We start from the raw sequence: 24,821 nt of genomic DNA, 5'->3' as shown, positions 1-24,821 counted from the left end.
TAATTAGGTTTAATAGGAATAATTGCTAGGAGAGAATGATGGAAGGTAATGCAACATATTGGTCAGAGAATCTGCGCCTAATATTTATATGTCTTGCTATCTGGTTCGTGGTTTCATTTGGTTTTGGTTTGCTTCTTGTCGAGCCATTAAATGCAATACGTCTAGGTGGGTACAAACTAGGTTTCTGGTTTGCACAACAGGGTTCAATTTACACATTTGTCGGTTTAGTTTTTTGGTATACCAAGAAAATGAACGACCTTGATAAAAAATATAACGTGGAGGAATCATAATGGAAGAGTTAAAACTCTATACATACATAGCTGTATTCGGTTCTTTCGCCGTTTATTTCGGTATAGCTTGGTGGGCTCGTGCGGGTTCAACTAGTGACTTTTATGTTGCTGGTGGTGGTGTAACGCCAATGCAAAATGGTATGGCGATTGGTGCCGATTGGATGAGTGCTGCGTCATTTATTTCAATGGCAGGTATGATCTCATTCTTAGGTTACGGGGGCTCTGTATTCCTAATGGGTTGGACCGGTGGTTATGTACTATTAGCCATGCTACTTGCACCTTACATGCGTAAGCACGGTAAGTTCACCGTACCTGAATTTATTTTTGACCGTTATTACTCAAAAACAGCACGTGTTGTTGCGGTAGTTTGTTTAATCATCGCGTCATTAACTTACATCATCGGTCAAATGAAAGGTGTAGGTGTAGCTTTCTCTCGCTTCTTAGAAGTTGATTATGATTTAGGCCTTTACATCGGTATGTTCGTTGTTTGGGTTTATGCTGTATTAGGTGGTATGAAAGGTATTACATACACGCAAATCGCTCAGTACGTAGTATTGATTTTTGCTTATACTATTCCAGCGGTATTTATTTCATTACAGTTAACAGGTAACCCAATTCCACAACTAGGTTTAGGTTCTACGTTAGCCGACGGTAGTGGTGTTTACTTACTTGATAAATTAGACTTAGTTGTTACTGAGTTAGGCTTTAAAGAGTACACCACTGACAACATGGGTGGTTCAGTAAACATGTTCGCTTACACCTTGTCTCTGATGATTGGTACTGCAGGTTTACCTCACGTTATTATGCGCTTCTTCACTGTTCCTTCAGTTAAAGCAGCACGTCAATCAGCAGGTTACGCTTTAGTATTCATTGCATTGTTATACACAGTTGCTCCAGCAGTTGGTGCTATGGCTCGTCTTAACTTAATGAACACTATTGAACCAGCAGCTGGTCAAAACCTTGAATACGCTGAGCGCCCTCAATGGTTTAAAGATTGGGAAAATACGGGTCTATTGCAATACGAAGAAAAAAATGGCGATGGTAAAATTCAATATACTGCTGACCCTGCAACCAATGAAATGATTAAAGTTGACCGTGACATCATGGTATTGGCTAACCCTGCAATCGCTAATTTACCAAACTGGGTAATTGCTTTAGTTGCTGCTGGTGGTTTAGCTGCTGCATTATCTACCGCAGCCGGTTTGTTATTAGCGATATCATCCTCAATTTCTCATGATTTAATGAAAGGTATATTAACGCCTGACTTAACTGAGAAGAATGAGTTATTAGCCGGTCGTGTTGTGATGACCATATCGGTGATGGTGGCTGGTTGGCTTGGTTTAAATCCGCCTGGTTTTGCCGCCGGTACGGTTGCACTAGCCTTTGGTTTAGCTGCATCGTCAATATTCCCAGCGCTAATGATGGGTATATTCGCTAAGAAAATGAGCGGTACTGCAGCAGTTTCAGGTATGATCGCAGGTATCGGTGTAACTATGCTGTATGTATTCCAGCATAAAGGCATCATGTTTATTCCTGGTACTTCATTCCTAGGTGACATGGGTCCTAACTGGTTTTTCGGAATTTCACCAAATGCCTTTGGTTCAGTAGGTGCTCTAGTTAACTTTGCAGTAGCTTTCGCTATGTTGAAAGTAACAGGTCCAGCGCCAGCTCATATCCAACAAATGGTTGATAATATGCGTACGCCTGCTGGTGGCGTATCGGCAGCACATGATCACTAAATAGTTTTAACTACTTATTGATTAATAAACTAAAAGCCCTATTTAATTTCTATAAATAGGGCTTTTTATTTTGTCATTAAGATATAATGGTTAAATACAGATTGCCTCAGCAGAATGACGAAGTTAAGCCATTCCACAAAAATAAGTACTCAATGATTACGCAGGAAAAACTAGTAAGTTCAAAAAATTCTTATGCGGATTAGTACAATATAAATTGCAGGATACTTTATGAATAAACACACTAAAACAGCTATTATAGTAGCTCCTATCCTTACTATTTTAGGCTTTGCATTAGCTGACTTATGGGAAGAAAATAGTGCTAATCAAATGCGCGCATTTAAATTGGTTCCTTATGGTCATTGTGATGTTATCAATCAAAAATGTATTTTGAAATCAGGTGAATTTGAAGTCAATATATATGATGAAGCAGGCATGACAACATTAAATTCTACTTTTCCGCTTGATAGCGCAACATTCTTTGTAGTAGATAAAGACAATAAAGCGAATGCTTACCCACTAGGCATGATTGACAGCCCTTATTATTGGAAGAGTCCAACGCCATTACGTAATACCATCAGTCGCAAGGGCGATAAGCAAAAATTACGGGTTATTGCTAATATTAAAGGCGGGCAATATATTGCCGAATTTTACACTCAAACGGTAAATTAGCATTACAGTTTACGTTATGAGTTTAAGTTTAATGACATATGTGAATAAATTCATATAATCATATAATCAAACACTTAATATAAGTTATAGAGAAATTAGATGTTTCCAAATTGGCAATTAGCAGGCTTAAGTTTTGCTTATATAGGTTTGCTGTTTTTTATTGCCTATGTTGGAGACAAATATCGACATAAATTATTGCGCAAAAGCCAAGCAGTAATCTATGCGCTAACCCTAGGGGTTTATTGCACGTCTTGGAGTTTTTTAGGTACGCCTGGACAAGCATCAACTAATTTCATTTCTCATATCCCTATTTATCTAGGACCTATATTACTGTTCATATTTGCGTGGCCATTTATTCAACGCATTATTCGGGTGAGTTTAAAGTTAAACCTGACATCAATCGCCGATTTATTAGCCGCACGTTTTGGCAAATCACACAATTTAGCCATTTTAGTCACCATAGTGGCATTAATTGGCACCATGCCTTATATCGCTCTGCAATTAAAAGCCATTGTTTATACATTCCAACAGTTACAAGCAGAGCAAAGCTTAGCCAATTGGCATTTTGGCCTAGTGGTAAGTTTGGTATTAGCCGGCTTTACCATTGTCTTTGGTGTACGTAACATCGATGTCACTGAGCGTCATCCAGGGGTTATGTTGGCAATTGCTTTTGAATCTTTAGTTAAGCTATTTGCCTTTATCGCTGTGGGTATTTTTGTTACTTATGTCTTGTTTGATTCGCCGATGGAAATTTGGCGACGTTCATCTGCAAGCCTTCAACTCGATCAACAACTCAATTTTCCTAATGTTATGTCAATGTTTGCCATGTTAGTCATAACAATGGCGGCATTTTTATCCTTACCACGACAATTTCAAGTGATGGTCGTTGAACTAAAAGATGAAAAAGATACTTGGCTTAGTCGCCGTATTTTCCCGCTTTATTTATTAGTATTTGCAGTTTTTGCGGTGCCACTAGGATTAGCGGGGCATTTATTATTGGGTGATACGGTACCGTCTGATGCTTATGTATTATTTTTACCTTGGTATCAACAGCAACCTTGGTTGACCTTATTTACCTTTTTAGGCGCAATATCTGCTGCCAGTTCTATGGTGATTATTTCTTCTATTGCCTTGAGTACTATGCTCAGTAATGAAATAGTTTTTCCATGGTTATATCGGGCTAATAAAAATCATGACACTGACTATGACAAATTTCGTTTACGTCTGTTAACTATTCGTAAAGTATTAGTTTTATTTGTTATTTTATTAGGCTACGGCGTGTTTTTAATGGCGGCGCCAGATACATTAAGTTCTTTAGGTGAAATAGCTTTTGGTGCCTTTGCCCAATTAACCCCAGCATTAATCGCTGCATTTTATTGGCGCAGAGCTACTTTAACGGCCGTTTATGGTGGCATTGTTATTGGTTTTTCTGCCTGGCTATTTCTGAACTTTATTCCACAGTTTGGCGTTTATCCTCATCCCTTTGAAGGAGGATTCCTACCTGCTAATTCAATGGCAAGCTTACTGTCTTTATCGGCTAATATTATCGCGATGTGGTTGCTGTCTCACGTGAGTCGTCAAAGTGTGCAAGAGCGCATGCAAGCATCATTATTTATGGAGTATCAAGCGCCAAAGGCTTTACAGTTGCAGCGCAATAAACAAATTAACTACCAAGAGCTTGAATTATTAGTCTCGCGGTTTGTGGGTGATAAAAAAGCCAATGTTAGCTTTTCGCAGTTTCAGCGAACCACCGTCAAAGCACAAATGAGCAATGTCGCGTATAACCAGAAGTTACTACAGCACACTGAAAATACCTTAGCGAGTGTTATGGGGGCATCGTCAGCTCGTTTAGTATTATCATCGGCACTAGAGGGGCGTGATATTGCTTTAGATGAAATTGCCGTACTAGTGGAAGAAGCATCAAGCCAACGACAACAATATAGCCAAGATTTATTACAAAGCGCGATAGAAAATGCCAGTGAAGGGATTTCCATCGTTGATAGCGATTTAAATCTTGTTGCCTGGAATAAAAAATATGTTGATTTATTCTCCTATCCAAGCAAGTTAATTTTCCAAGGTAGCCCGGTTAGCGATTTAATTCGCTTTAACGTGGTGCGCGGTTTATGTGGTGTAGGTAAGATTGAAGAGCAAGTGGGTAAACGCCTAGCGCATTTACGTAATGGTAGCCCGCATAGCTCTGAGCGAGAACATAGTGATGGCCGAGTGATACGTATTGAAGGTAACCCTTTGCCTGGTGGTGGTTTTGTGATGTTGTTTTCTGACATAACCGCTTACCGTCAAGCAGAAAGAGGTTTGAAAGAAGCGAATGTTGATTTGGAAACCCGGGTACTTGAGCGAACACAAAAATTAGAACAAACCAATGACGCCTTGGCGTTAGCGCGTGAAAAAGCTGAGCAAGCCCATATCAAAAAAAGTCTATATTTAAAAGCGTGTAGCCATGACTTGATGCAACCTTTAGAAGCAGCACGTTTATTTACCTCCGCTTTAGCTAGCCAAGGAAACTTAACTGCAACCCAACAACGACAGGTCGATAATATCGATCACTCGCTAAAAGTTGCCAATGACCTAGTGGCCGATTTAGCCGAAATTGCTCGCATTGAAAGTGGAAATATTAGACCTAATATAAGCAATTTTTCAGTGAAGTCTTTATTTGATGATCTTGCCAAAGAGTTTTCTGCCAGTGCTGTAGATCTTGAAATTGAATTTCGTGTGCATTGTAATTCTATGTGGCTACGCTCGGACCGAAATTTACTGCGTCGAATATTGCAAAACTTAATCGGTAATGCTTTTCGTTATGCCAGTCCGGGTAAGGTGTTATTAGGAGCACGCGCGCGCGGCGATATTATTGATATTCAAGTGCTGGATAATGGCCCAGGTATCCCTGCGGATAAGCAAGTTATGGTCTTTGAACAATTTACCCAATTAGATAATCAGCAAAGCTCATCTGCGGGTGGGCTAGGTTTAGGTTTGAATATTACCCAAAGCTTAGCTCAACTGTTAGGTCACCCTTTAGCGCTTAACTCGATAATAGGTAAGGGTTGTAAGTTTTCTGTTGAAGTAGAAAGAACTCAGACCCAGCAAGAAGTCATTGCGGTTAAGTCTGCCGCTAATATAGGGTTAAGTGATGTGACCGTTATGTGCATTGATAACGACCCAGACGTGTTGAGTGGTATGGTTGAGCTGTTATCAGCATGGGGCTGCATTGTGTTAGCGGCGGATTCATACCAGCAAGCACTTACACTTTATGATGAGCACAAAAATGAGATCGAAATACTGTTGGTTGACTATCAACTTGATGCTGATTTTAACGGCATTGCGTTGATTAAGAAACTAAGAAAGTTAAATCGACACCATGTGCCGGCAATTTTAATTACCGCGACAACGGACAGCGATTTAGAAGAAAAAACTTTAGCAGCCGATATCGGTTTTATGCGTAAATTGATTAAACCTGCCGCGCTTCGAGCGATGATGAGTGCAATGTTGACGAAGAAGCTACAAGCCAAATATTTGCAATAACAATTAATTGGCTAACTCTGTTTATTGCTGAATTATTTGATGAAGACGAGTATTAACTGTCTTGTAATTGCATATCGCTAAGATCAAGTTGACCAATAACGATAACCGCTTGTGTACGATTGCGCACATCTAGCTTACGAAATATAGCGGTGGCATGAGCTTTAATCGTTGCTTCTGATACATGTAAATCATAAGCAATTTGCTTATTTAACATACCTTGAGCAAACATCATTAAAATTCGATATTGCTGTTGAGTTAAGCTAGCAACGCGCTCAGCAATGTCGTTATTGTCTTGCATAGGCGCGGATTCATTATAAGCTGCTGGCGTCCAAATATTACCTAACAATACTTGTTGAATAGCACTATAAATATCTTCAACGGGCGTAGATTTCGGAATAAAGCCCGAAGCGCCGTAGCCCATCGATTTATGAATAGTTTCGTGATCTTCATGAGCAGAAACTACTACAACCGGTATTTGAGGAAAATGATTACGTACATGTATTAGGGTATTAAAGCCATGAGCACCAGGGATATGTAAATCGAGCAATAGTAGATCGCTGTCGGGATTATCTCTAAGGTGTTGCTCTAGCTCAGCGATAGTTTGTGCTTCCAACCATTGTGTTTGGGTTAATTTTAACTTTAATGTGCCCAATAATGCTTGTCTAAATAATGGATGATCGTCAGCTATTATAATTTTTTCTGGCTGAATCATGTTATTGCTTCCTTAAAATACCCAAGTCTAATTTAGACCAAAAAAATCCCATGCTAGTCTAGTTCGTTCAGCATTAGATTCTTATTAGACTTTAGCCTAATAAGAATAATACCCGTTTACTTTTAAAAATGTTCAAACTGATATTAATCATAGCCTATTTCAGCCAAAATAATATTGCTGTATTAGCGTGACATCGATTTATCACGCTACTCTATTATTTAAGACTTTTCTGGAATATTAGCTAATACAGCGAGTAATAACTGCCAATATTGCTCAACGGTAGCTATTTGCACTTTTTCATCAGGTGAATGTGGAAACTTGATGGTTGGTCCAAATGACACCATATCCCAATCTGGGTAAGCGGTTTTAAACAAACCACACTCAAGACCGGCATGAATAACCATAATTTCAGGCACTTTATCAAATAATGAATGATAAGTGTCACGCACGGTTTGCATTAAAGCTGAGCTAGTATCAGGTTTCCAACCCGGATAAGCACCAGAAAATTTAATCTTCGCGCCAGCGAGTTCGAACACAGATTGCACCATAGTCTGCGCATCTAAGCGCCCATCGTCATGCAAGCTACGAATCAAGGTCATCGCGACAAACTTATTACCCTTACTGCGCATAACACCTAGGTTTAATGAGGTTTCAACTATGCCTTCAATGTCATCACTCATACGTAAAACGCCGTTAGGGCAGGCATTAAGCGCACGTAAAATGGTGCTTTGGGTTGCTAGTGTCCAACATTCATCAAAAGTTTCAGGCGAAATTAAAAGCATATCGATATCGGTTTCAATAGCAGCTAAAGAGTGACGCACTGTTGCTAAATACTCAGCTAGTTTGGCTTTTAACGGCGCAATTTTTGAGCGACTGATCACAAAGCTAGCATCGGCTTCACGCGGTATAGCATTACGTAAACTGCCGCCATTTAACTCTGTTAAGCGTAAACCTAATTCGTTGCTGGCGTCGAGTAAAAAACGCACCAGTAATTTATTAGCATTGGCGCGACCGGTATGAATATCTACACCTGAATGACCGCCTTTTAGGCCTGAAATTGATAAGTTAAATGATTCAACATCATCATTAACTTCTTCATAGGTAAGTGCAAAAGTCGCTTCACCATCAATACCACCAGCGCAACCCATGTAGACTTCGCCTTCCTGCTCGGAGTCAGTATTGATCAGTAAATCGCCTTCCAACCAACCAGATTGAAGGCCAAAAGCGCCGGTCATGCCCGCTTCTTCGTCAATGGTCACTAAGACTTCTAGCGGACCATGAGCAATATCATCACTGGCTAATACCGCTAGCGCAGAAGATAAACCAATGCCGTTATCTGCACCCAGCGTAGTGCCTTCAGCAGTTACCCAGTCGCTATCAGCTTCGGTAATAATATATGGTTTGATAGGGTCGGTAAGAAAGTCATGCTCAGTATTGGCATTTTTCTGCGGTACCATATCCATATGAGCTTGTAGAATTACGCCCTTTCTATTTTCCATGCTTGCAGTAGCAGGTTTCTTAATAATTAAGTTGCCAACAGCATCTTCTTTAACACTTAGCCCCAGTTCTGTTGCCCAAGACTGTATCCACAAGGAGATTTTTTGTTCGTGTTTAGAAGGGTGTGGAATGCTACAAATTTTATCAAATATTTGCCATAACTTTTGCGGTTGTAGTTTTGCTAACGTGCTCAATGCAGATCCTTTATATTTTGGGCTTAAGTAGATTTAAGAAATTTATTAAGAGGCTGTCTTATTTATCGGCCATTAAAAATTGCCATTGCTCATTAAAGTCGCTGCTAGGTTTTTTGGTGAAGTCAGAGCGAACATATTGATTAATTTTACCTTCTGCATAGGCCATTAAAATATTGGCTAGAGCAAGCTCTGAAATAGTAAAGCCTTTACCTTCACGGAGCTTTCGTTCACGTAAAACTTGCTTAAATTGTGATTCAAGTTTCTCAAAAAATTGATTAACACGTGCACGTAAACGCTCGTTTTCTCCCATTAAAGCATCACCGGCAAGGATTCGGCACATACCTGGATTACGTTCAGCAAAAATCAGCAGTACGTGCAAAATATGATGGCAACGAATAAGCGCTTCTTTATGATCGGTTAAAATTAGGTTTACACGAGAAAAAATTGATTCTTCAATAAATTCTATCAAGCCTTCAAACATCCGTGCTTTCGACGGAAAGTGGCGATAAAGTGCCGCTTCGGAAACGCCTACTTCAGCGGCAAGCTTTGCTGTTGTGATCCTTTGCCCTGCACTGGTTTGTAGCATATGCGCAAGACATTCTAAAATTTGTTGTTTGCGATTTGGTTTTTGAGTCGCCGGCATAAAACTGATTCTCTATTTTTATTATATTTTTAGCAATCATAACAATTGGAGTAATAAATTATTCCAATTGTTATGGCGACTAAAAGATTAGCGTGATTGTATAGCGTTACTTAGCTGATGTTCAACAATGAAATCAGCAGTTTCTAAATTATTTTTTTAATCGCGTACTTTGAAATGTATGATGAATATGTTGAACTAATTGTTTGGCAAGTTCACTTTTACTCATCAAAGGCAAAACTTTTTCATCGTTGGCTGTAAACACGGTTAACGCGTTATCGTCACTATTAAATCCTTGGCCAATTTCAGCAACGTTGTTTGCCGCGATCATATCAAGTTTTTTACGCGCTAATTTACCCTTCGCATAATGTTCAACATCTTGTGTTTCAGCAGCAAACCCGACGGTAAAGGGCTTGCTTTCAAGCGCTGCAACATCAGCAACTATATCTGGGTTCTTGATAAGATTAAGCTGCATAGTGTCTTGAGATTTTTTTATTTTTTCACTGGCGATATGGTCAATACGATAGTCAGCTACAGCAGCACAGGCAACAAAAACATCAGACTTAGGGGCATGTGCTAAAGCTTGTTGATGCATTTCTACTGCACTAGTTACGGCTATTTTTTGACAATTTTGTGGTGTGGTTAAGTTAACCGGTCCTGAAATTATAGTCACTTCTGCGCCTAGACTTTGCGCTGCACTGGCAATGGCAAACCCCATCTTTCCTGAACTATGGTTGGAAATATAACGCACAGGGTCAATAGCTTCGCGTGTTGGTCCTGCAGTAATTAACCACTTTTGCCCGGATAAAGGTTTTTGCTCAGCTGACGTAATAACACGCGTATTGATATTTTCAATAGCTTGGCAAGTTAAAGCGACTAACTCAGGCACGTCTAACATTCGACCTAAACCGACATCACCACAGGCTTGCTCACCAGCACCTGGGCCAAATATGCTGTAATGCCAACTTGTTAACGTTTTAATGTTGTTTTGCGTAGCTTGGTTATGCCACATTTGTTGGTTCATCGCCGGTGCAACGGCAATTGGCGCTGCTGTTGCTAAACAAAGCGTGGTTAATAAGTCATTAGCCATACCTGCCGCTATTTTGGCAATAACGTCAGCTGTTGCGGGCGCAATTAAAATAAAGTCAGCCCATTTTGCCAACTCAATATGGCCCATAGCTAATTCTGCTTGAGTATCTAATAAGCTGTCAGAAACTGCATTGGCAGAAACCGCTTGTAAGGTTAATGGCGTAATAAAAGCTTTTGCGCCCTCGGTCATTACAACACGAACATCAGCACCTTTTTCTTTTAATCGGCGCACTAACTCAGGCGTTTTGTAGGCGGCAATACCGCCACTTATACCCAATAGAATTTTTTTACCCTGAAGAATCTGCATAAACTGCTAATCTTAATAACCACAATGAGCGATAAGATAGCATTATTCACTCTTTTTTTAAAATCACTTTGCAAGGATGCACTTATGTTAAAAGACTGGCCGGACTGCGAAAAACCCAGAGAGAAGTTATTACACCATGGCGCTAAAAGTTTAAGTGATGCTGAATTACTGGCGATATTTTTACGAACCGGCGTCAAAGGTTGCCACGTAGTAGACCTAGCGAGAAATTTATTAAAAAGTTTTGGCAGTATTTCGCAAGTATATCAAGCCGAATTAAATGACTTTTGTCAGCACCATGGCTTAGGGGTAGCAAAGTATGTGCAATTACAAGCATGTTTAGAAATGTCGAAACGCTACTTGGCTGAACAAATGAAAATGGGTCAGTCGTTAACGTCGTCACTCAGTACGCAAAACTTCTTAAAAGCTGAGTTGCGTAATGAAACTCGGGAAATATTTGCTGTGCTATTTTTGAATACCCAGCATCAAGTCATAAAGTTTGAACGACTCTTTCAGGGCACTATTAATGCGGCTGCGGTTTATCCACGTATTGTGGTAGAGGCGGCAATAAAGTATCAAGCGGGAGCGGTTATTCTGGCGCATAATCATCCTTCGGGTATCGCTGAACCCAGCATTGCTGATAATCAGATCACCAGTAGATTAGAGCAAGCACTTGCTTTAATTGATATAAAAGTACTTGATCATATAATAGTTGCGGGTTGCCATTGTTATTCGTATGCTGAGCATGGTCGAATGATTGAACAATGAATTAACGTAAGTGTTGTAAATAAGGAGTCACTATGAGCGATATTGACAAAATACAAGATAGCGAAGAAAACGAACGTCGGCGATCTTTCCGTTTAGATATGGAAAAAGAATTAATTGATATTGTCTGGACTGACGACAATGGCGATGAAAAACGTAAGAAAATAGTGTGCTTAGATTTTTCTCGTGGTGGCTTGAAGGTAGATTGTGATTGCGAAATAGCGGCAAATACCCAAGTAATGATTATATTTAAAGCAGCGAACCCGAATAGCCAGAAATTGCATGGCAAAGTTATCCGCTGTATCAAACAAGACAATGGCTGGTTTGAAGTTGCAATGCAGCTGACAGATCTTGCTTAAGCTAGCCCTTAATTATTGAACTATAATGAAGTGGTTGTTGTATTTTAAGTAGTAAACAAGGAATTACCAAAATGATGATTTTAGTAGGCGGGGAAAAAGGCGGTAGCGGTAAAAGCTGCCTAGCACAGAACTTAGCTGTGTATTTTGCCCGCGAGAAAAAAGCTATTGTATTGATGGTTGATTGTGATCCACAGCGCACTACGTCTGATTGGATACAAGCAAGAAATTCTGATCCGTCACTGCCAGCAATCAACTGTATTCAGCTATATGGCAAAATTCGCAACGATTTATTAAGTCTTAATCAACATTACGATTATGTCGTTGTTGATTGTGGCGGCCAAGACAATTTAGCGCTAAGGGCGGCGATGTCAGTGGCCGATCATGTGGTTATTCCATTGAGGCCAAAGCGTCGTGACTTAAAGACAGTACCGCATATGGAAGACATGCTCAGCACCTGTAAAATGGTCAATCCTAAAATGTTAGCGTCATTTGTTATCACTCAATGTCCTTCGCTACCTAATCAAGCAGGCCGCATTTTAGAAGCTAAAGAAGTGTGCAGTTCATTCGGCATCAATGTTTTAAATGCCGTAACTTACAGCCGTAATATTTATGATGACAGTGAAGAACTGGGTTCATCAGTACTGGAAATTGAACCTGATAGTAAAGCGGCGATAGAAATGATCGCAATAGCGGAAGAGCTATTAGCGATGAAACCGGACAATTCTCATGAGTTTAAGTGATTTAAAAAAATCCAAGGACGGTCCCAAGAAAAAGAAACAGTTCACGGTTGATGAATTTATTGCCGACGCTGAAAATTATGCTCAAGGTCAACCAAAAATAGTCAGTCGAGAACACGATGAATTGACATTACAGCAAGCTGTTTTGGCCGCTAAGGAACACGTTGCCCGAAAAACACAAAGTGGTAGTGAAGTGGGGCGTCGTTTCCGTCCTGCAACATTCACTTTGAGTGAAGCGGCAATAGAGCAACTACAAGAATTGGCTATTGATACACATTTAGCCAAGTCACATATTATTCGTATTTTAATTGATGAATTGTGTAATAAAGATCAAAAAGAAAAATTACGAAAATTATTAGACTCTAAAATAGGCTGAAAATGCAGTATTATTATACGACTAGGATGATAATACTGCATGAAATGCTACATTTATGTTAATTTTTACAGTTAAGTTATTGAATTTTAGTTGTTTTCAAAAGTATTCACTTTTAAGGTGATTAATACTGGAATTCATTTTTCACTTTCACTATAATATGCCACCTTTTTCAGGATCCCGAGGCGACGGTCTTGGGGAAATACAGCACGACCTGAAATTAATTTTGGAGTACTCATTATGTCTAAAGTTTGCCAAGTAACAGGCAAAAAGCCAATGGTTGGAAACAACCGTTCGCACGCAAGAAACGCGACTCGTCGTCGTTTTTTACCTAACCTTCAAACTCACCGTTTTTGGGTTGAGAGTGAAAATAGTTTCGTTAAATTACGTTTAACTCCGAAAGGAATGCGTATTATCGATAAAAAAGGTATTGATGCAGTTTTAACTGATATCCGTGCCCGTGGCGAAAAAGTTTAAGGAATTGCAATGCGCGATAAAATTCGTTTAGTTTCTAGTGCTGGCACTGGCCATTTTTACACTACAGACAAGAACAAAAAAACTATGCCTGAAAAAATGGAGATCAAAAAGTTTGATCCTCGCATTCGTCAGCATGTTATGTATAAAGAAGCTAAAATCAAGTAATTGATAGACGCTTATTTAAAAACCCGGTTTATACCGGGTTTTTTATTGCCTAAAGAAAAGTAGCCAGTGGCATTCGGTTTAATGACTTTTGCTAGGAAATTTACGCTGTATGTTCTATGTTGATTGGTTTGTCATTTTATAGCGAGACTTAGCTGAGCATTTTTAGTCAGATAAAAACAAGGTATAAAAAAAGAGAAACCGCTTAATGTGGCTTCTCTTTTAGTTTTTAGACTTATGAATAAAATGGGTCTAATTATGTCTGCTGTTGTTTAATCCAATCCATCGTTAACTCTTCAAGCAATGCCATAGGTAAGCTACCATTTTTTAACATTTGATGATGAAACGTTCTGATATCAAACTTATGACCAAGCGCTTTTTCCGCTTTAGCGCGTAGTTGACGAATTTTAATCTCGCCAATTTTGTACGATAAGGCCTGTGCTGGCCATGTGATATATCGGTCAATTTGGCCAACCACATCAGCCATGCTTAAAGCGGTATTCTCAGCTAAATAGTCAATCGCTTGTTGGCGAGTCCAACCTTTAGAATGAATACCAGTGTCAACGACTAAGCGACAAGCACGCCACGCTTCATAGGTTAAACGGCCAAAGTCACTATATGGGCTTTGGTAGAAGCCCATTTCTTTAGCTAAACGTTCAGAGTATAAGCCCCAACCTTCACCAAAGGCCGAGTGATATAAGGTTTTACGAAATTCTGCCATATCAACTTCTTGGGCAATAGCACTTTGGAAATGATGACCGGGTTCAGCCTCATGAAAAGTTAATGCCTCTAAGGTGTATAGCGGCTGGCTTTTTAAGCCTTTTGTTTCTAGGTAGTAAACCCCTGGTGTGGTGCCACTGCCATCAGAGGCAACATAGTAGGCACCGCCGTCTGGGCTCGGTCTTATATCAAAAGTTGAGCGGGGTAATACCGAAAACCACTGAGGTAATTGTGCTGCCATTTTACGAGTGATATAACTCGCTTTCTCCATCATATCCATCGCACTCGTAGTATAAAATTGCTCGTCGGTCCGCAAAAACTCAATAAAGTCTTTAAACTCTCCCTTAAAGCCTACGGCGTTAATAATTTCCTGCATTTCCTGCCGAATACGCTTAACTTCAGCTAGACCTGTTTGATGAATTTCATCAGCTGATAAATTAGTGGTGGTGTAATACTCGATTAGGTATTGGTAGTAATCATCGCCGCCTTCCACACTACTAATACCAGCAGTGGTTCGACAGTTAGTCATATACTCTTGGGTAAAAAAGTCATAAAAGGCTTGGTATTCAGGCACTACAGTATCTTTAATCAAGGTTTTTACTTGCTGGCGATATTGCGCTTGCTGCTCGGGTGATATCGCTTTTGGCATATTTAACATAGGAGCGTAAAAAACACTGTCTTCAGCATGGCTAACTAAATGCTTACTAATTGATTTATCGTAGTTTTTAAAACTCTCACAGTAATGTGTATGGCCTTGAGCAATGGCCTGTTTAAGATCAACAATGTGCTCTTGGTTGTAACGAGGGTAATCTGCCAAACTAATGAGGTAATCACGATAGTCTTGTTCGGTTAAGAACGACATGTTGGCTGGAGCACCGGCAAAATAACTATGAAAGCCAGCATAGTAGGTTAACGGATAAAGGTGATCTTGAAATTGATAACTTTTCGCTTCCGCTTCACGTTCATATTTGAATAAACGGTAGGTAACTTGATCAGCCGATGTCAGTTTGTTCACGTTGATGCTGTTAACACGCATTAACAATTCATTATTGTATTTTGACCGACGATCGCGACCCTTTTGTGACACTTCAGGTAACTTACCATTCAATCGAAATGCGTCAGGGTCTTTTCGAAAGAAAATTTGTTCTTTATTGGCGCTTTGCCAATGGTCATCGAGCAGTTGTTGAAATTGCTCACTTGCTTGGTTGGCAAATGTACTGGTTGTGCTGAATAAACCGCTTAGCATTAATATGCCAATACTTAATTTTTTTAGTTTCATAAAAAGCCTTGATTTTGGAAAGCTGATATTGGATTCATTATTATTTGTTAATAGTGTAAAGCTATGTACTAATAAGCTCAATTTTTTCGTATCATGCAGATAGTTGAAAGTATGGAGGCCTATCATGGTGAAATTATCAAAAACTGGTTGGAATAATGTCATCATTTTTGTCGTTATGGGCTTTATTTTATTGATTAACGTCACTAATAAAAAAATCTACTCGTCAGATGATAGTAGCGATGAAAATAGCAAACAAGATATAGCGCTAGTCGGGACACAAAATATTATTTTAACGCTAAACATTAATAACATTGTCGCTATCGAGCGCATAGGTCGCACTTGGCGAGCAACACCGGCCAGTATTTCTGGACAAGCCTTAGCACAAATGATGATGTCTTGGCAGCAAAGTAGTGGTCAGACTATGGTGCAAGCACCAGAAGTTGATCGTCAACTGTCTCTTGATGTTTTACTTGATATCGCTGGAAAAACACAGCCATTACAGTTAAGTTTCTATGCTACTGATCAACAATTACTAATATTTAATCACGCATCACAACAATGGCTTGTCATGCCAATCGCTATGTACGGGCAATTATTTCCTCAAGAAATTTTTGTCGATTAATTAACGTTGTAATATTCACCGAAACGCTGAAGTAAGGTCATTAATTTATGAAAAAATGCGCAATTTTATCCATGGACAGTTTAGCTGATTTTGAAACTTACGATTGTTTGATTGACGAGCCAATGTTGGCTTTAGGTTGGCAGACTGAATTGATTTCATGGCGTTGTGTTAACGTAAATTGGTCGGACTATGAAGCGGTTATCATTCGAAGTCCTTGGGATTACCAAGACGATATGGAAAATTTTCTGAGCGTACTATCAACGATTGAGCAATCAAACGCGCGGCTAGAAAATAGCTTGAATGTAGTTGAGTGGAATATTAATAAAAGTTATTTAAAAAGCCTAGCAGCGGACAGTGTAACTATAGTACCCACGTTATGGCCCGAGACTTTTGATGCTAAAAATATAGCGGGATATTTCAGCCATTTTGCGACCGAGCAAATCGTATTAAAGCCGCGGGTAAGTGCCAATGCGGATAATACTTTTTGGCTAACAAAAGAGAATTATCAAGATAAAATGGCAGAGTTAAGTCAAGCGTTTGCTACTCGAGAACTTATGGTGCAACCTTTTATGGCGGCAATTTGCCAAGAGGGGGAGTTTTCATTGTTTTATTTTAATGGCAAGTACAGCCATACGATATTAAAAACCCCAGCACAAGGTGATTTTCGTGTACAAGAAGAGCATGGCGGTGGGTTATTAACAGTAACACCTGAGCCATCATTATTGCTAGCAGCAAATAACACAATGCAAGCCATCAGTAAGCTACATGGTGAGTTGCTTTATGCTCGTATTGATTTTGTACGCCATGAAGACACATTTGCTTTGATGGAGGCTGAGTTAATTGAGCCTTCGCTGTATTTTAATATGGATGAAGCCGCGCCACAGCGCTTTGTCGATGCTTTCGTTACTCGTATGGCATCATGTGAGCCCAAATTGCAAAACGCTGAATCCGACACTGCCACTTCATCTCGAGGAATATCTTAATATGCCTGAATTACCTGAGGTCGAAGTTTGTCGATTAGGCATTACACCCCATATAGCTGGCCAGAAAGTTACCCATGTTATCGTACGTAATGCCAAACTTCGCTGGCCTATCCCAGATGAAGTGCATAGTGTGGTCGGTAAAACTTTAGAAAAAATAGAGCGGCGTTCAAAGTATTTATTGTTAAGGTTTTCAAGCGGTACGTTATTATTGCATTTAGGTATGTCGGGCTCAGTGCGTATTCTGGAGGAGCAGATACCTGCGGCTAAGCATGACCATTTTGAAATGTTATTTGATAATGACAAAATGTTAAGGTTGAACGATCCAAGGCGTTTTGGTGCGGTATTATGGTTTCCTGAACATCATGATCTGCAAGGATTATTAACAAAACTAGGGCCTGAGCCATTAACTGAAGATTTTACTTATGGGCACCTATTTACCAAGGCAGGCAATCGAAAAGTACCGGTTAAAACCTTTTTAATGGATAATCATGTGGTGGTAGGCGTAGGTAATATTTATGCTAACGAAGCATTATTTATCGCCAGTATTCATCCTGCGACCTTAGTTAATAGTATTAGCGAAGAAAAATTTAATGAGTTAACCGATATTATTAAACAAGTATTAGCAGCAGCCATTGAGCAAGGCGGCACGACCTTAAAAGACTTTACACAAGCTGATGGTAAGCCAGGCTATTTTGCCCAAAAGCTTTTTGTTTACGGGCGAGCAGGGGAGAAATGTGACGGCTGCCAAACGGTACTTGAAGAAATTCGTCAGTCTAATCGTAGTTCAGTATTTTGCCCACAATGCCAAGTACAAGTCATACCGAAAAAAACAGCCAAAAAAACAGTAAAACAAAAAGCAAAAACTGTCTTAAAGAAAGCGTTAGTTAACAAGGTCGTTAAAAATAAATAAGATCATCTTTACTCATCAGTATATCTACTTTATACACAATAAAATAACGGTTTTAACCAGTAGAAATGATCAGTTGATTCGCGATATTAGCATTTGAGATTACCGAAAGTACTTCATTAATAGCTAGTCTTGTAAGCTGAAAATACTGGATAGACTTAATACTTAGCGCTGTATTGAATAGTGCCAGGGTCAGCTATTTTGTAAAGGTAAACAGGTGACTTGTAAAAGTCATCAAGCATTATCACAGCATCAGGCTGCAATGCTGGTAAGGCAAAATTATTACTGATAAGAAAGTCAATTTTTGGTTGCTCTAAAAGCAATTTAGCCTGAATTTTAATCATGGCTTGCGGGTATAAATAACACACTATCACCGATGCAGCAGGCAGACTTGCGTGATAAAAATTTTCTCGGTGCAAGGTTAGATTACTTAACCCTAATATCTGCTTAAGTAATGTTGAGATAAGCCATGGCAGTGTAGACATTTCATAACCAATGACTTGTCTTTGTCGATTGCTTTTGGCTATGGGTATAACGAAGTTGCCCCAGCCACTGCCTAAGTCAATAATTGGGCCAGTACCGGTTTTATCAACTAAGTCGCTCATAACCTTATAGGCTTTTCTTGAGCTAGGCATAGGAGAAATTCCTAGCTTAACGCTACTGTATATCAGTGTTCCAGCAATAAACATTACCGCCATTAACAGTAAAATATCAAAGATTATCAAGGCATAATTCCGAAACCGATTGTGTATACCAAACGAATGAATTAACGGAACAGATCAGCGTTGGCTTTATATTTAGCACGTTAACTGCAATTTTTACTAAAGTCGACAGGTTAATAAATATTCTAACTTTACTACAGGGAGTTAACTTACAACCGTTCACCCGTAAGTAGTTAAATTATTGTATTTTCAGGTAAATAAAAATAAATCTACTGAATTGTATTACCTATAAAACCTGATACGGCTAGCTGTTTTTTACAATATATACAGCGTTTAACAAAGTATCGGTGTTCTAAAGCTATTTACTCACTTTCATTCACTGTACAATGATGTTTTACATATAACGGTTATACTGAGTTGTGACACTGGTAAAGTGAGCGCAATAAATAAGATCAGATAATCCTATAAGAGTTAAATAGTTTGATGAAACCTTACGAAAGCATTGCCGAATTAGTTGCTAATTTAGAATTAGAAATTAAAGCCATTAACGATGAAATTACTACCCTAAAAACTGAGCCTCAAAGCTTTAATGAACAGGTTATATTTAAATATATTGAAACGGGTAGTACCGGTAAAACAAAAGATTTTGTGCGTTCGTTAGGCGTAAAGTCTGAGCGTGGTTCGTTATTCTCTTCTGGTGATGTTAGCAAGTTAATAAAAGCGGGTAGCGATGATATTTCATCAGAGTTACTTGCTATAGCCCGAAAGGTCGCTAATATGAAGAATAAGAATGGCAAGTTGCGTTAATCCGTAAAATGCACTTGGCCGACAGTAGCCAACTAAATTCAAATTCTGATTTGTAATGGTGATAGCAAGTCAGAATTATATTTTTCACCGAAGATAAAAGAGAATAATATGAGCAAAGGTATAGTTAAGTGGTTTAATGCAGACAAAGGTTTCGGTTTTATTACTCCAGAAGATGGCAGCAAAGATTTATTTGTTCATCATTCAGAGATCCAATCTGGTGGTGAATACGCAACTTTGGCTGATGGCCAAGCTGTTGAGTTTGAAGTAGGCCAAGGACAAAAAGGTCCATGTGCAAATAAAGTAGTTGCTGTTTAAGCGCTAGTCCATAAGTAAACGAGTGCATATAACGCATTCGTTTACTTATACTTATCGATAGAAAACCCTAAATTTCCCTTCTTATTTAGTTTTACGCATGCTTTTATCAAGTGCTTGTTTCACAATAGGGTGAACAAACTGGCCGACGTCGCCGTTATGTAAGGCTACTTCTTTAACTAAGGTCGAAGAGATAAAAGAATTTTTTTCCGCGGGTGTTAAAAATACTGACTCTAAGTCGGGCGCTAAACGTCGATTCATATTGGCCAATTGAAATTCATAATCAAAATCAGAAACAGCACGTAAGCCACGAATAAGTACCTTCGCCTGATGTTCTTTGGCAAAATCTATCAATAAACCAGTAAAACCTACTATAGTCACGTTCGATAAATGCTTTGTTACAGCTTCAAGTAAAGCTACTCGTTGAGCTAGATCAAAGTGTGGCTGCTTACTTGGGCTAGCGGCAATACCAACCACAACTTCACTAAATAAACGGCTTGCGCGTTCTATCAAATCGGCATGACCGTTAGTCACTGGATCAAAGGTACCTGGGTAAATCGCTTTAACTGACATAAATATAGCTGACCTCAAATGAGTAAAAATCTATTGTAATTGTTGAAGCGGCTAAATTCAAAGTAATCAAATAATTTAACTTACACTCTGCTGCTTTAGTTTATCTAACATGGCCGTCATTTGGTCATTAATCATATTTAAGGCTTTGTAAGGGCGGATCATTACTTTGAATTCAGTAATTTTTCCCTGCTCATTCCATGTGATCATATCAATACCGTTAATGTCGATACCATTCACACTTAGTGAAAACTCTAATACCGCTGAGTTATCGCCTGAAAATTCTCGATCGTATTTAAAGGTACCATTTAAAAAAGTATGAAAAGCCGCCGTTAAGTACATGCTGACCACTTTCTTCCCTTTTATGGGCGTATGAATCACCGGTGAAAATAGGGTAACGTCATCAGCAAGCAGGGTGGAAACTTGATCAACGGCTTTATTTTTTATCAAATCATGCCAATTATGAAGCATTTTCGAGTCCTTTTTGATTGGTTTTTATGCATGTAAAGTTAAGATGCAATTAAATCTAACAGGTGTCAATATTAAACTTACTTAAAGTATTTACTCGAAATGCTTTAAGTTTGATGATTTTTGATAGTATGATAGAAAAATATCTGTCAACAAATACAAGAAGTAGTATCCATGAAAACTAGGGATAAAATAATTCAAGCCAGCATTGTATTATTTAATGAACAGGGTGAGCGAAATGTTACCACCAATCACATTGCCGCTGATCTTGGTATCAGCCCCGGTAATCTGTACTACCACTTTCGTAATAAAGAAGACATCATACTTTCAATATATGAGGAGTATGCGCGTAATCTTTTAATAGAAACCATGCCGGAAGTGAGCCCTGACGTAAAACCCCTTGATGCCATTATTTTATATATGGATGTGGTATTTCAGGCGATGATGAAGTTTCGCTTCTTCTACAGTAATTTACCGGTATTACTCGCAAAAAACCCCTTATTGCACGACAAATATGTTGAAGTACAAAGCTTTATTGCCCAACGTGTAAGTGAGCTGTTACTTTCACTACGCGAGGCAAAAATGATGGAGTTTTCTGATGAAGACCTACCAGACATTGTCAGTATTCTGCGTTTGGTAAATACTTTTTGGTTAAGTTTTTATCAAACACAAAATAATGATAATGAAATTAACGACGCGGTATTCTATCAAGGTGTATTGAAAATATTAGTCATCATTCACCCTTACATAAGCGAGGGCGCTAAAAGTGAATTTTTAGAGGCTCGTGCTATGTATCGCCAACGCTGCCAAGATAGTTTAAATGTGGCATAAGCTGCTGTTCAACAACATGTAGCAACAGCAATTAATTAAATTTAAGACTGGTAACCGTTTAATAACGCTTGCCAGTTTTTTTCGCACCAGTGAAAATTGCTGATTTTATGACTTTCTTTCCGAAATGATCTTAGTAATCTAGCCATATTTTCTTCTGGCCATTTAATTTGATTATTTCGCTGTTCACCTTGGTCAAAGTCGATTAACCAAACTTTATCACTATCATCAATTAAAATGTTATGTGCATTTAAGTCATGATGGTAAATACCTTGTTGATGAAACGATTTAATTACCTTGCCGATTTCTTGCCAAAGCAGTTGGTTAATTTTATGTTTACTGAGTATACCGACCAGATCACTGGCATTTTGGATGCGTGATGACAATAAATCGGCGCGATAAAACAAGCCATGTTTAATGACACGAAAAGCTACGGGTTTAGGTGCGGGCAGGTCTAATGCTCTCATTGTTTTAAGTAAATCAAACTCGCGTGCCGCCCGGGTTTTTGCTATGCCGGTGTAGATGTATTGGTCGTTAATAACCTTGCCAATTAAACCGCCTCGATAGTAATGGCGCAATACCCAATTTCGCATAATACCGGCGGCGTTTTCAGTAGCAATAAACCATGTTGTACCTCTGCCTTGAGCACTACCAACGATGGCATTTTTGGCTTGCCAAAAATTGCCATCAAGCATTTCAGGGTCAAAAGCGCTAACATCGTCGCTGTCATAACGACAATAAACATTGCCTTGTTGAAAAATTTTTTCATTACAGGGTTTTACAATTGCGGGCTTGTTCAAGATAATAGGCCTATATTATATTTCTGCTCCTATTGTGGTGAATCCTTTATGCTGGGTCAAATATCTGCTCCGAAAAATTTATGTTTATTGCGATTATCAGCTATCGGAGACGTATGTCATGCCGTTGCTGTAGTGCAAAATATTCAACGTCAGTGGCCAGACACCAAAATTACTTGGGTGATAGGTAAAATTGAAGCGAGTTTATTACAAGGCTTGTATGGTGTTGAATTTGTTATTTTTGATAAACGTGCAGGTTTAAAAGGTTACCAAGACTTAAGGCAAAACCTTAAAGGTCGTAAGTTTGATGTTTTGCTGCATATGCAGGTGGCATTAAGGGCTAGTATTGCCAGTTTATGTATTTCAGCAAAAGTAAAGATTGGCTTTGACACCCAGCGTGCGAAAGAAGGGCAATGGTTATTCACCAATAAAAAAATAGCTAAGCAAAAACAACCGCATGTGCTCGATGGTTTTATGGGGTTTGCAAAAGCACTAGGTCTAGACGCTCCTCCGCCGTTGTGGAAAATGCCATTAGCGGATAGCGACCAGTTATGGGCCAGTGAAAAACTCAGTGCCGCCAATGAAGCTAATAAACCGATTGCGGTGCTATGTCCTGCTGCAAGTAAAGCGGAGCGTAATTGGCATGCTGAAGGTTATTCTCAAACGGCTGAATATTTAATCGCTCGTGGTTTTAAAGTCGTGGTATGTGGTGGCCCAACCACCATGGAGAAGCTGCTTGCTGAGGCGATTATTAGTCGGAGTAAGCTTAATCAAAGCGAAAACGAAATACAAAATCTGGTTGGTAAAACAAGTCTAAAGCAGTTATTGGCGGTATTAAAATTAGCCCATTTAGTGGTTGCACCTGACACCGGTCCTGCACATATGGCAGTGACGGTTGAAACACCTGTTGTGGGCTTATATGCCCACAGCAATCCAAAGCGTACAGGCCCTTACTTATATGCCCAATATGTTGTGAGTGCTTACACTTCATCGATACAACGGCAATACAAACAAAGTTTTGAGCAACTACCTTGGGGCACTCGTGCTAAAGGGAAAGACCTAATGATGCAAATCAGCATTGCTGATGTAAGGAAAACCATTGAACGGCTTATTCACGATAACTATCCAGAGTTAGGGTAAGTCAACACAAGGAATATGTGTGAAAAAATATGTAACAGGCTTTTTATTTTCACAAGACGCTAGCCAAGTGGTGCTAATCGAGAAGATTAACCCGCAATGGCAGCATGGGTTATTCAATGGCGTTGGTGGTAAAATTGAAGCAAACGAGCGATCAGTCGATGCCATGGTTAGAGAGTTTACTGAAGAAACAGGCGTGATAACTAATACAGTAGATTGGACCTGTTATGCGAAAATACATAGACCCAACTTTTATGATGTTGACATGTATTTTGCATTTTCAGATCTCGCTTTTAGTGCTAGAACTATAGAGCAAGAACAAGTACATATTATTAAGCTGAGTGAATTGCCAGCTAATATTATTCCGAACCTGCATTGGTTAATTCCTTTAGCTTTAGATAAACAAGCCAATTTCACCACACCGGTATTAATAAAGGAAATTGCTGAGGAACGCATTAAAGCGTGATTATTCTCGGCTTAACGTTTTTCCATCATACTGAATTTATTGATGCTTATTTTTTAATTAAAAGAGCATTAAAAAATAAGCATCAATAAGAAATAAAAATGAAAAAAAGTAGAAAACTGCACAAACTCATTGGCCTTGTTTTAGTGCTACCTATGTTGGGGTGGACACTTACCGGCTTAGTATTTTTTATTAAGCCTGGTTATCAAGGGGCTTATGAGCAATTGTCAGTAAAAAAATACCCATTGAGTCAATCGCTGACCATTACACCTGAGGAAAACTGGCAAGAAATTAAGTTAGTTAAAACAGTTTTAGGTCAGCATCTTTTAGTGAAGACTAATAATAAAAGCGAGCATGTAGATCCCGTAACAATGCTTGTTAAACCCGAACCAACAACATTACAGTTTACAACACTATTAAACGATGCCTTTGCTATTAATAAAGCGCGCTATGGCGAAATAGTAAGTACCAATGGTTTGTCGGCGCGCACAAGTACAGGTGTCGATGTAACACTTCATTGGAATAGCCTTAGATTAAGCCAAACAGGGCAAGATACTCAGTTAATTAACTTACTTTATCAAGTGCACTATTTGCAATGGACTCCCTTCGAAGCACTAAACCAAATACTAGGGATATTCGGTTTAGTGTTATTGATCTCATTAACGTTTTTAGGTGTGAGAATCTATATTAAGCAGCGCTCTTGAGCGTTGCTTAATATAAAC

At 39.1% G+C, this 24,821-nt stretch carries 28 protein-coding genes; 19 read left to right on the top strand and 9 right to left on the bottom strand.

Annotated features, from left to right (window positions below):
* Nucleotides 1-38 precede the first annotated feature (38 nt).
* From B5D82_RS07455 to B5D82_RS07440, 4 genes are all read left to right on the top strand, one after another.
* A complete protein-coding gene (locus B5D82_RS07455) occupies nucleotides 39-290 on the top strand; it encodes a DUF4212 domain-containing protein (RefSeq protein WP_081150402.1) in 252 nt (83 codons plus the stop codon).
* Nucleotides 290-2,029: a sodium:solute symporter family protein gene (locus B5D82_RS07450; protein ID WP_081150400.1), complete on the top strand. Its 1,740-nt coding sequence runs from the start codon at nucleotides 290-292 to the stop codon at nucleotides 2,027-2,029. The genes B5D82_RS07455 and B5D82_RS07450 overlap by 1 nt, the downstream gene beginning before the upstream one ends.
* Before the next feature lie 228 nt (nucleotides 2,030-2,257).
* A complete protein-coding gene (locus B5D82_RS07445; RefSeq protein ID WP_081150397.1) occupies nucleotides 2,258-2,698 on the top strand; it encodes a hypothetical protein in 441 nt (146 codons plus the stop codon).
* Between the two features lie 99 nt (nucleotides 2,699-2,797).
* Nucleotides 2,798-6,235, top strand: a complete 3,438-nt coding sequence (locus tag B5D82_RS07440) for a hybrid sensor histidine kinase/response regulator (protein ID WP_081150395.1) — start codon at nucleotides 2,798-2,800, stop codon at nucleotides 6,233-6,235.
* 52 nt (nucleotides 6,236-6,287) lie between these two features.
* On the opposite strand, the gene B5D82_RS07435 is transcribed toward B5D82_RS07440, so the two are convergent.
* The 4 genes from B5D82_RS07435 to coaBC form a co-directional block, all read right to left on the bottom strand.
* Complete coding sequence (locus B5D82_RS07435) at nucleotides 6,288-6,947, bottom strand: response regulator (protein WP_081150393.1); 660 nt, start codon at nucleotides 6,945-6,947, stop codon at nucleotides 6,288-6,290.
* 218 nt (nucleotides 6,948-7,165) lie between these two features.
* Nucleotides 7,166-8,638: an aminoacyl-histidine dipeptidase gene (locus B5D82_RS07430; RefSeq protein WP_081150391.1), complete on the bottom strand. Its 1,473-nt coding sequence runs from the start codon at nucleotides 8,636-8,638 to the stop codon at nucleotides 7,166-7,168.
* Nucleotides 8,639-8,696: 58 nt separating this feature from the next.
* Entirely contained in the window at nucleotides 8,697-9,281 is a 585-nt protein-coding gene (gene slmA / locus B5D82_RS07425; RefSeq protein WP_081150388.1) for a nucleoid occlusion factor SlmA, read from the bottom strand.
* Nucleotides 9,282-9,429: 148 nt separating this feature from the next.
* Nucleotides 9,430-10,674, bottom strand: a complete 1,245-nt coding sequence (gene coaBC, locus B5D82_RS07420; RefSeq protein WP_081150386.1) for a bifunctional phosphopantothenoylcysteine decarboxylase/phosphopantothenate--cysteine ligase CoaBC — start codon at nucleotides 10,672-10,674, stop codon at nucleotides 9,430-9,432.
* 84 nt (nucleotides 10,675-10,758) lie between these two features.
* Between coaBC and radC the strand changes: the two genes are divergently transcribed.
* The 6 genes from radC (at nucleotide 10,759) to rpmG (ending at nucleotide 13,547) form a co-directional block, all read left to right on the top strand.
* Entirely contained in the window at nucleotides 10,759-11,439 is a 681-nt protein-coding gene (radC, locus tag B5D82_RS07415; RefSeq protein ID WP_216629025.1) for a RadC family protein, read from the top strand.
* Between the two features lie 32 nt (nucleotides 11,440-11,471).
* The gene (locus B5D82_RS07410; RefSeq protein WP_081150382.1) at nucleotides 11,472-11,795 is read left to right on the top strand and encodes a PilZ domain-containing protein; all 324 of its coding nucleotides are present in this window, start codon (nucleotides 11,472-11,474) and stop codon (nucleotides 11,793-11,795) included.
* Between the two features lie 71 nt (nucleotides 11,796-11,866).
* Nucleotides 11,867-12,535 carry an AAA family ATPase gene (locus B5D82_RS07405; protein WP_081150380.1) on the top strand — a complete coding sequence of 223 codons (669 nt, stop codon included), beginning with the start codon at nucleotides 11,867-11,869 and terminating at the stop codon, nucleotides 12,533-12,535.
* Nucleotides 12,522-12,908, top strand: a complete 387-nt coding sequence (locus tag B5D82_RS07400; protein WP_081150378.1) for a hypothetical protein — start codon at nucleotides 12,522-12,524, stop codon at nucleotides 12,906-12,908. Before B5D82_RS07405 ends, B5D82_RS07400 begins: the two co-directional genes overlap by 14 nt.
* A 237-nt stretch (nucleotides 12,909-13,145) precedes the next feature.
* Nucleotides 13,146-13,382: a 50S ribosomal protein L28 gene (gene rpmB, locus B5D82_RS07395; protein ID WP_077284236.1), complete on the top strand. Its 237-nt coding sequence runs from the start codon at nucleotides 13,146-13,148 to the stop codon at nucleotides 13,380-13,382.
* Between the two features lie 9 nt (nucleotides 13,383-13,391).
* The gene (rpmG, locus tag B5D82_RS07390) at nucleotides 13,392-13,547 is read left to right on the top strand and encodes a 50S ribosomal protein L33 (protein ID WP_070375415.1); all 156 of its coding nucleotides are present in this window, start codon (nucleotides 13,392-13,394) and stop codon (nucleotides 13,545-13,547) included.
* Nucleotides 13,548-13,800: 253 nt separating this feature from the next.
* Here rpmG and B5D82_RS07385 read toward each other — a convergent pair whose 3' ends face one another.
* Nucleotides 13,801-15,543, bottom strand: a complete 1,743-nt coding sequence (locus B5D82_RS07385; protein ID WP_081150376.1) for a DUF885 domain-containing protein — start codon at nucleotides 15,541-15,543, stop codon at nucleotides 13,801-13,803.
* Between the two features lie 124 nt (nucleotides 15,544-15,667).
* Here B5D82_RS07385 and B5D82_RS07380 point away from each other — a divergent pair, with 124 nt between their 5' ends.
* Genes B5D82_RS07380 through mutM form a run of 3 tightly spaced genes read left to right on the top strand, consistent with a single transcriptional unit; the run spans nucleotide 15,668 to nucleotide 18,058 of the window.
* Nucleotides 15,668-16,165: a hypothetical protein gene (locus tag B5D82_RS07380; RefSeq protein WP_081150374.1), complete on the top strand. Its 498-nt coding sequence runs from the start codon at nucleotides 15,668-15,670 to the stop codon at nucleotides 16,163-16,165.
* Nucleotides 16,166-16,212: 47 nt separating this feature from the next.
* A complete protein-coding gene (locus B5D82_RS07375) occupies nucleotides 16,213-17,148 on the top strand; it encodes an ATP-grasp domain-containing protein (protein ID WP_157673854.1) in 936 nt (311 codons plus the stop codon).
* A 1-nt stretch (nucleotide 17,149) separates the two neighbouring features.
* Nucleotides 17,150-18,058, top strand: a complete 909-nt coding sequence (gene mutM, locus B5D82_RS07370) for a bifunctional DNA-formamidopyrimidine glycosylase/DNA-(apurinic or apyrimidinic site) lyase (RefSeq protein WP_081150371.1) — start codon at nucleotides 17,150-17,152, stop codon at nucleotides 18,056-18,058.
* A 155-nt stretch (nucleotides 18,059-18,213) separates the two neighbouring features.
* Here the strand turns inward: mutM and B5D82_RS07365 are convergent, their stop codons facing one another.
* The gene (locus tag B5D82_RS07365) at nucleotides 18,214-18,780 is read right to left on the bottom strand and encodes a class I SAM-dependent methyltransferase (RefSeq protein WP_081150369.1); all 567 of its coding nucleotides are present in this window, start codon (nucleotides 18,778-18,780) and stop codon (nucleotides 18,214-18,216) included.
* 420 nt (nucleotides 18,781-19,200) lie between these two features.
* On the opposite strand from B5D82_RS07365, the gene B5D82_RS07360 reads away from it, so the two are divergent.
* Nucleotides 19,201-19,524, top strand: a complete 324-nt coding sequence (locus B5D82_RS07360; protein ID WP_081150367.1) for a hypothetical protein — start codon at nucleotides 19,201-19,203, stop codon at nucleotides 19,522-19,524.
* A 108-nt stretch (nucleotides 19,525-19,632) separates the two neighbouring features.
* Nucleotides 19,633-19,839: a cold-shock protein gene (locus tag B5D82_RS07355; RefSeq protein WP_081150364.1), complete on the top strand. Its 207-nt coding sequence runs from the start codon at nucleotides 19,633-19,635 to the stop codon at nucleotides 19,837-19,839.
* A gap of 81 nt (nucleotides 19,840-19,920) precedes the next feature.
* Here the strand turns inward: B5D82_RS07355 and coaD are convergent, their stop codons facing one another.
* The gene (gene coaD / locus B5D82_RS07350) at nucleotides 19,921-20,409 is read right to left on the bottom strand and encodes a pantetheine-phosphate adenylyltransferase (protein WP_081150362.1); all 489 of its coding nucleotides are present in this window, start codon (nucleotides 20,407-20,409) and stop codon (nucleotides 19,921-19,923) included.
* A gap of 75 nt (nucleotides 20,410-20,484) precedes the next feature.
* A complete protein-coding gene (locus B5D82_RS07345; protein ID WP_081150358.1) occupies nucleotides 20,485-20,877 on the bottom strand; it encodes a nuclear transport factor 2 family protein in 393 nt (130 codons plus the stop codon).
* Nucleotides 20,878-21,048: 171 nt separating this feature from the next.
* On the opposite strand from B5D82_RS07345, the gene B5D82_RS07340 reads away from it, so the two are divergent.
* Nucleotides 21,049-21,705: a TetR/AcrR family transcriptional regulator gene (locus B5D82_RS07340; RefSeq protein ID WP_081150356.1), complete on the top strand. Its 657-nt coding sequence runs from the start codon at nucleotides 21,049-21,051 to the stop codon at nucleotides 21,703-21,705.
* 41 nt (nucleotides 21,706-21,746) lie between these two features.
* On the opposite strand, the gene B5D82_RS07335 is transcribed toward B5D82_RS07340, so the two are convergent.
* Nucleotides 21,747-22,502, bottom strand: a complete 756-nt coding sequence (locus tag B5D82_RS07335; protein ID WP_245807581.1) for a 3-deoxy-D-manno-octulosonic acid kinase — start codon at nucleotides 22,500-22,502, stop codon at nucleotides 21,747-21,749.
* Between the two features lie 48 nt (nucleotides 22,503-22,550).
* Between B5D82_RS07335 and B5D82_RS07330 the strand changes: the two genes are divergently transcribed.
* From B5D82_RS07330 to B5D82_RS07320, 3 genes are all read left to right on the top strand, one after another.
* On the top strand, nucleotides 22,551-23,639 hold the full coding sequence (locus B5D82_RS07330; protein WP_081150353.1) for a glycosyltransferase family 9 protein: 1,089 nt from the start codon (nucleotides 22,551-22,553) through the stop codon (nucleotides 23,637-23,639).
* Nucleotides 23,640-23,658: 19 nt separating this feature from the next.
* Nucleotides 23,659-24,102 carry an NUDIX domain-containing protein gene (locus B5D82_RS07325; RefSeq protein ID WP_081150350.1) on the top strand — a complete coding sequence of 148 codons (444 nt, stop codon included), beginning with the start codon at nucleotides 23,659-23,661 and terminating at the stop codon, nucleotides 24,100-24,102.
* Between the two features lie 98 nt (nucleotides 24,103-24,200).
* On the top strand, nucleotides 24,201-24,803 hold the full coding sequence (locus B5D82_RS07320) for a PepSY domain-containing protein (RefSeq protein WP_081150347.1): 603 nt from the start codon (nucleotides 24,201-24,203) through the stop codon (nucleotides 24,801-24,803).
* Nucleotides 24,804-24,821 lie beyond the last annotated feature (18 nt).

Origin of the sequence: Cognaticolwellia beringensis (assembly GCF_002076895.1) — a bacterium.
GTDB classification, from domain to species: domain Bacteria; phylum Pseudomonadota; class Gammaproteobacteria; order Enterobacterales; family Alteromonadaceae; genus Cognaticolwellia; species Cognaticolwellia beringensis.
Note: the sequence above shows the minus strand (reverse complement) of the source record. Positions and strands in the feature narration are given on the sequence as shown.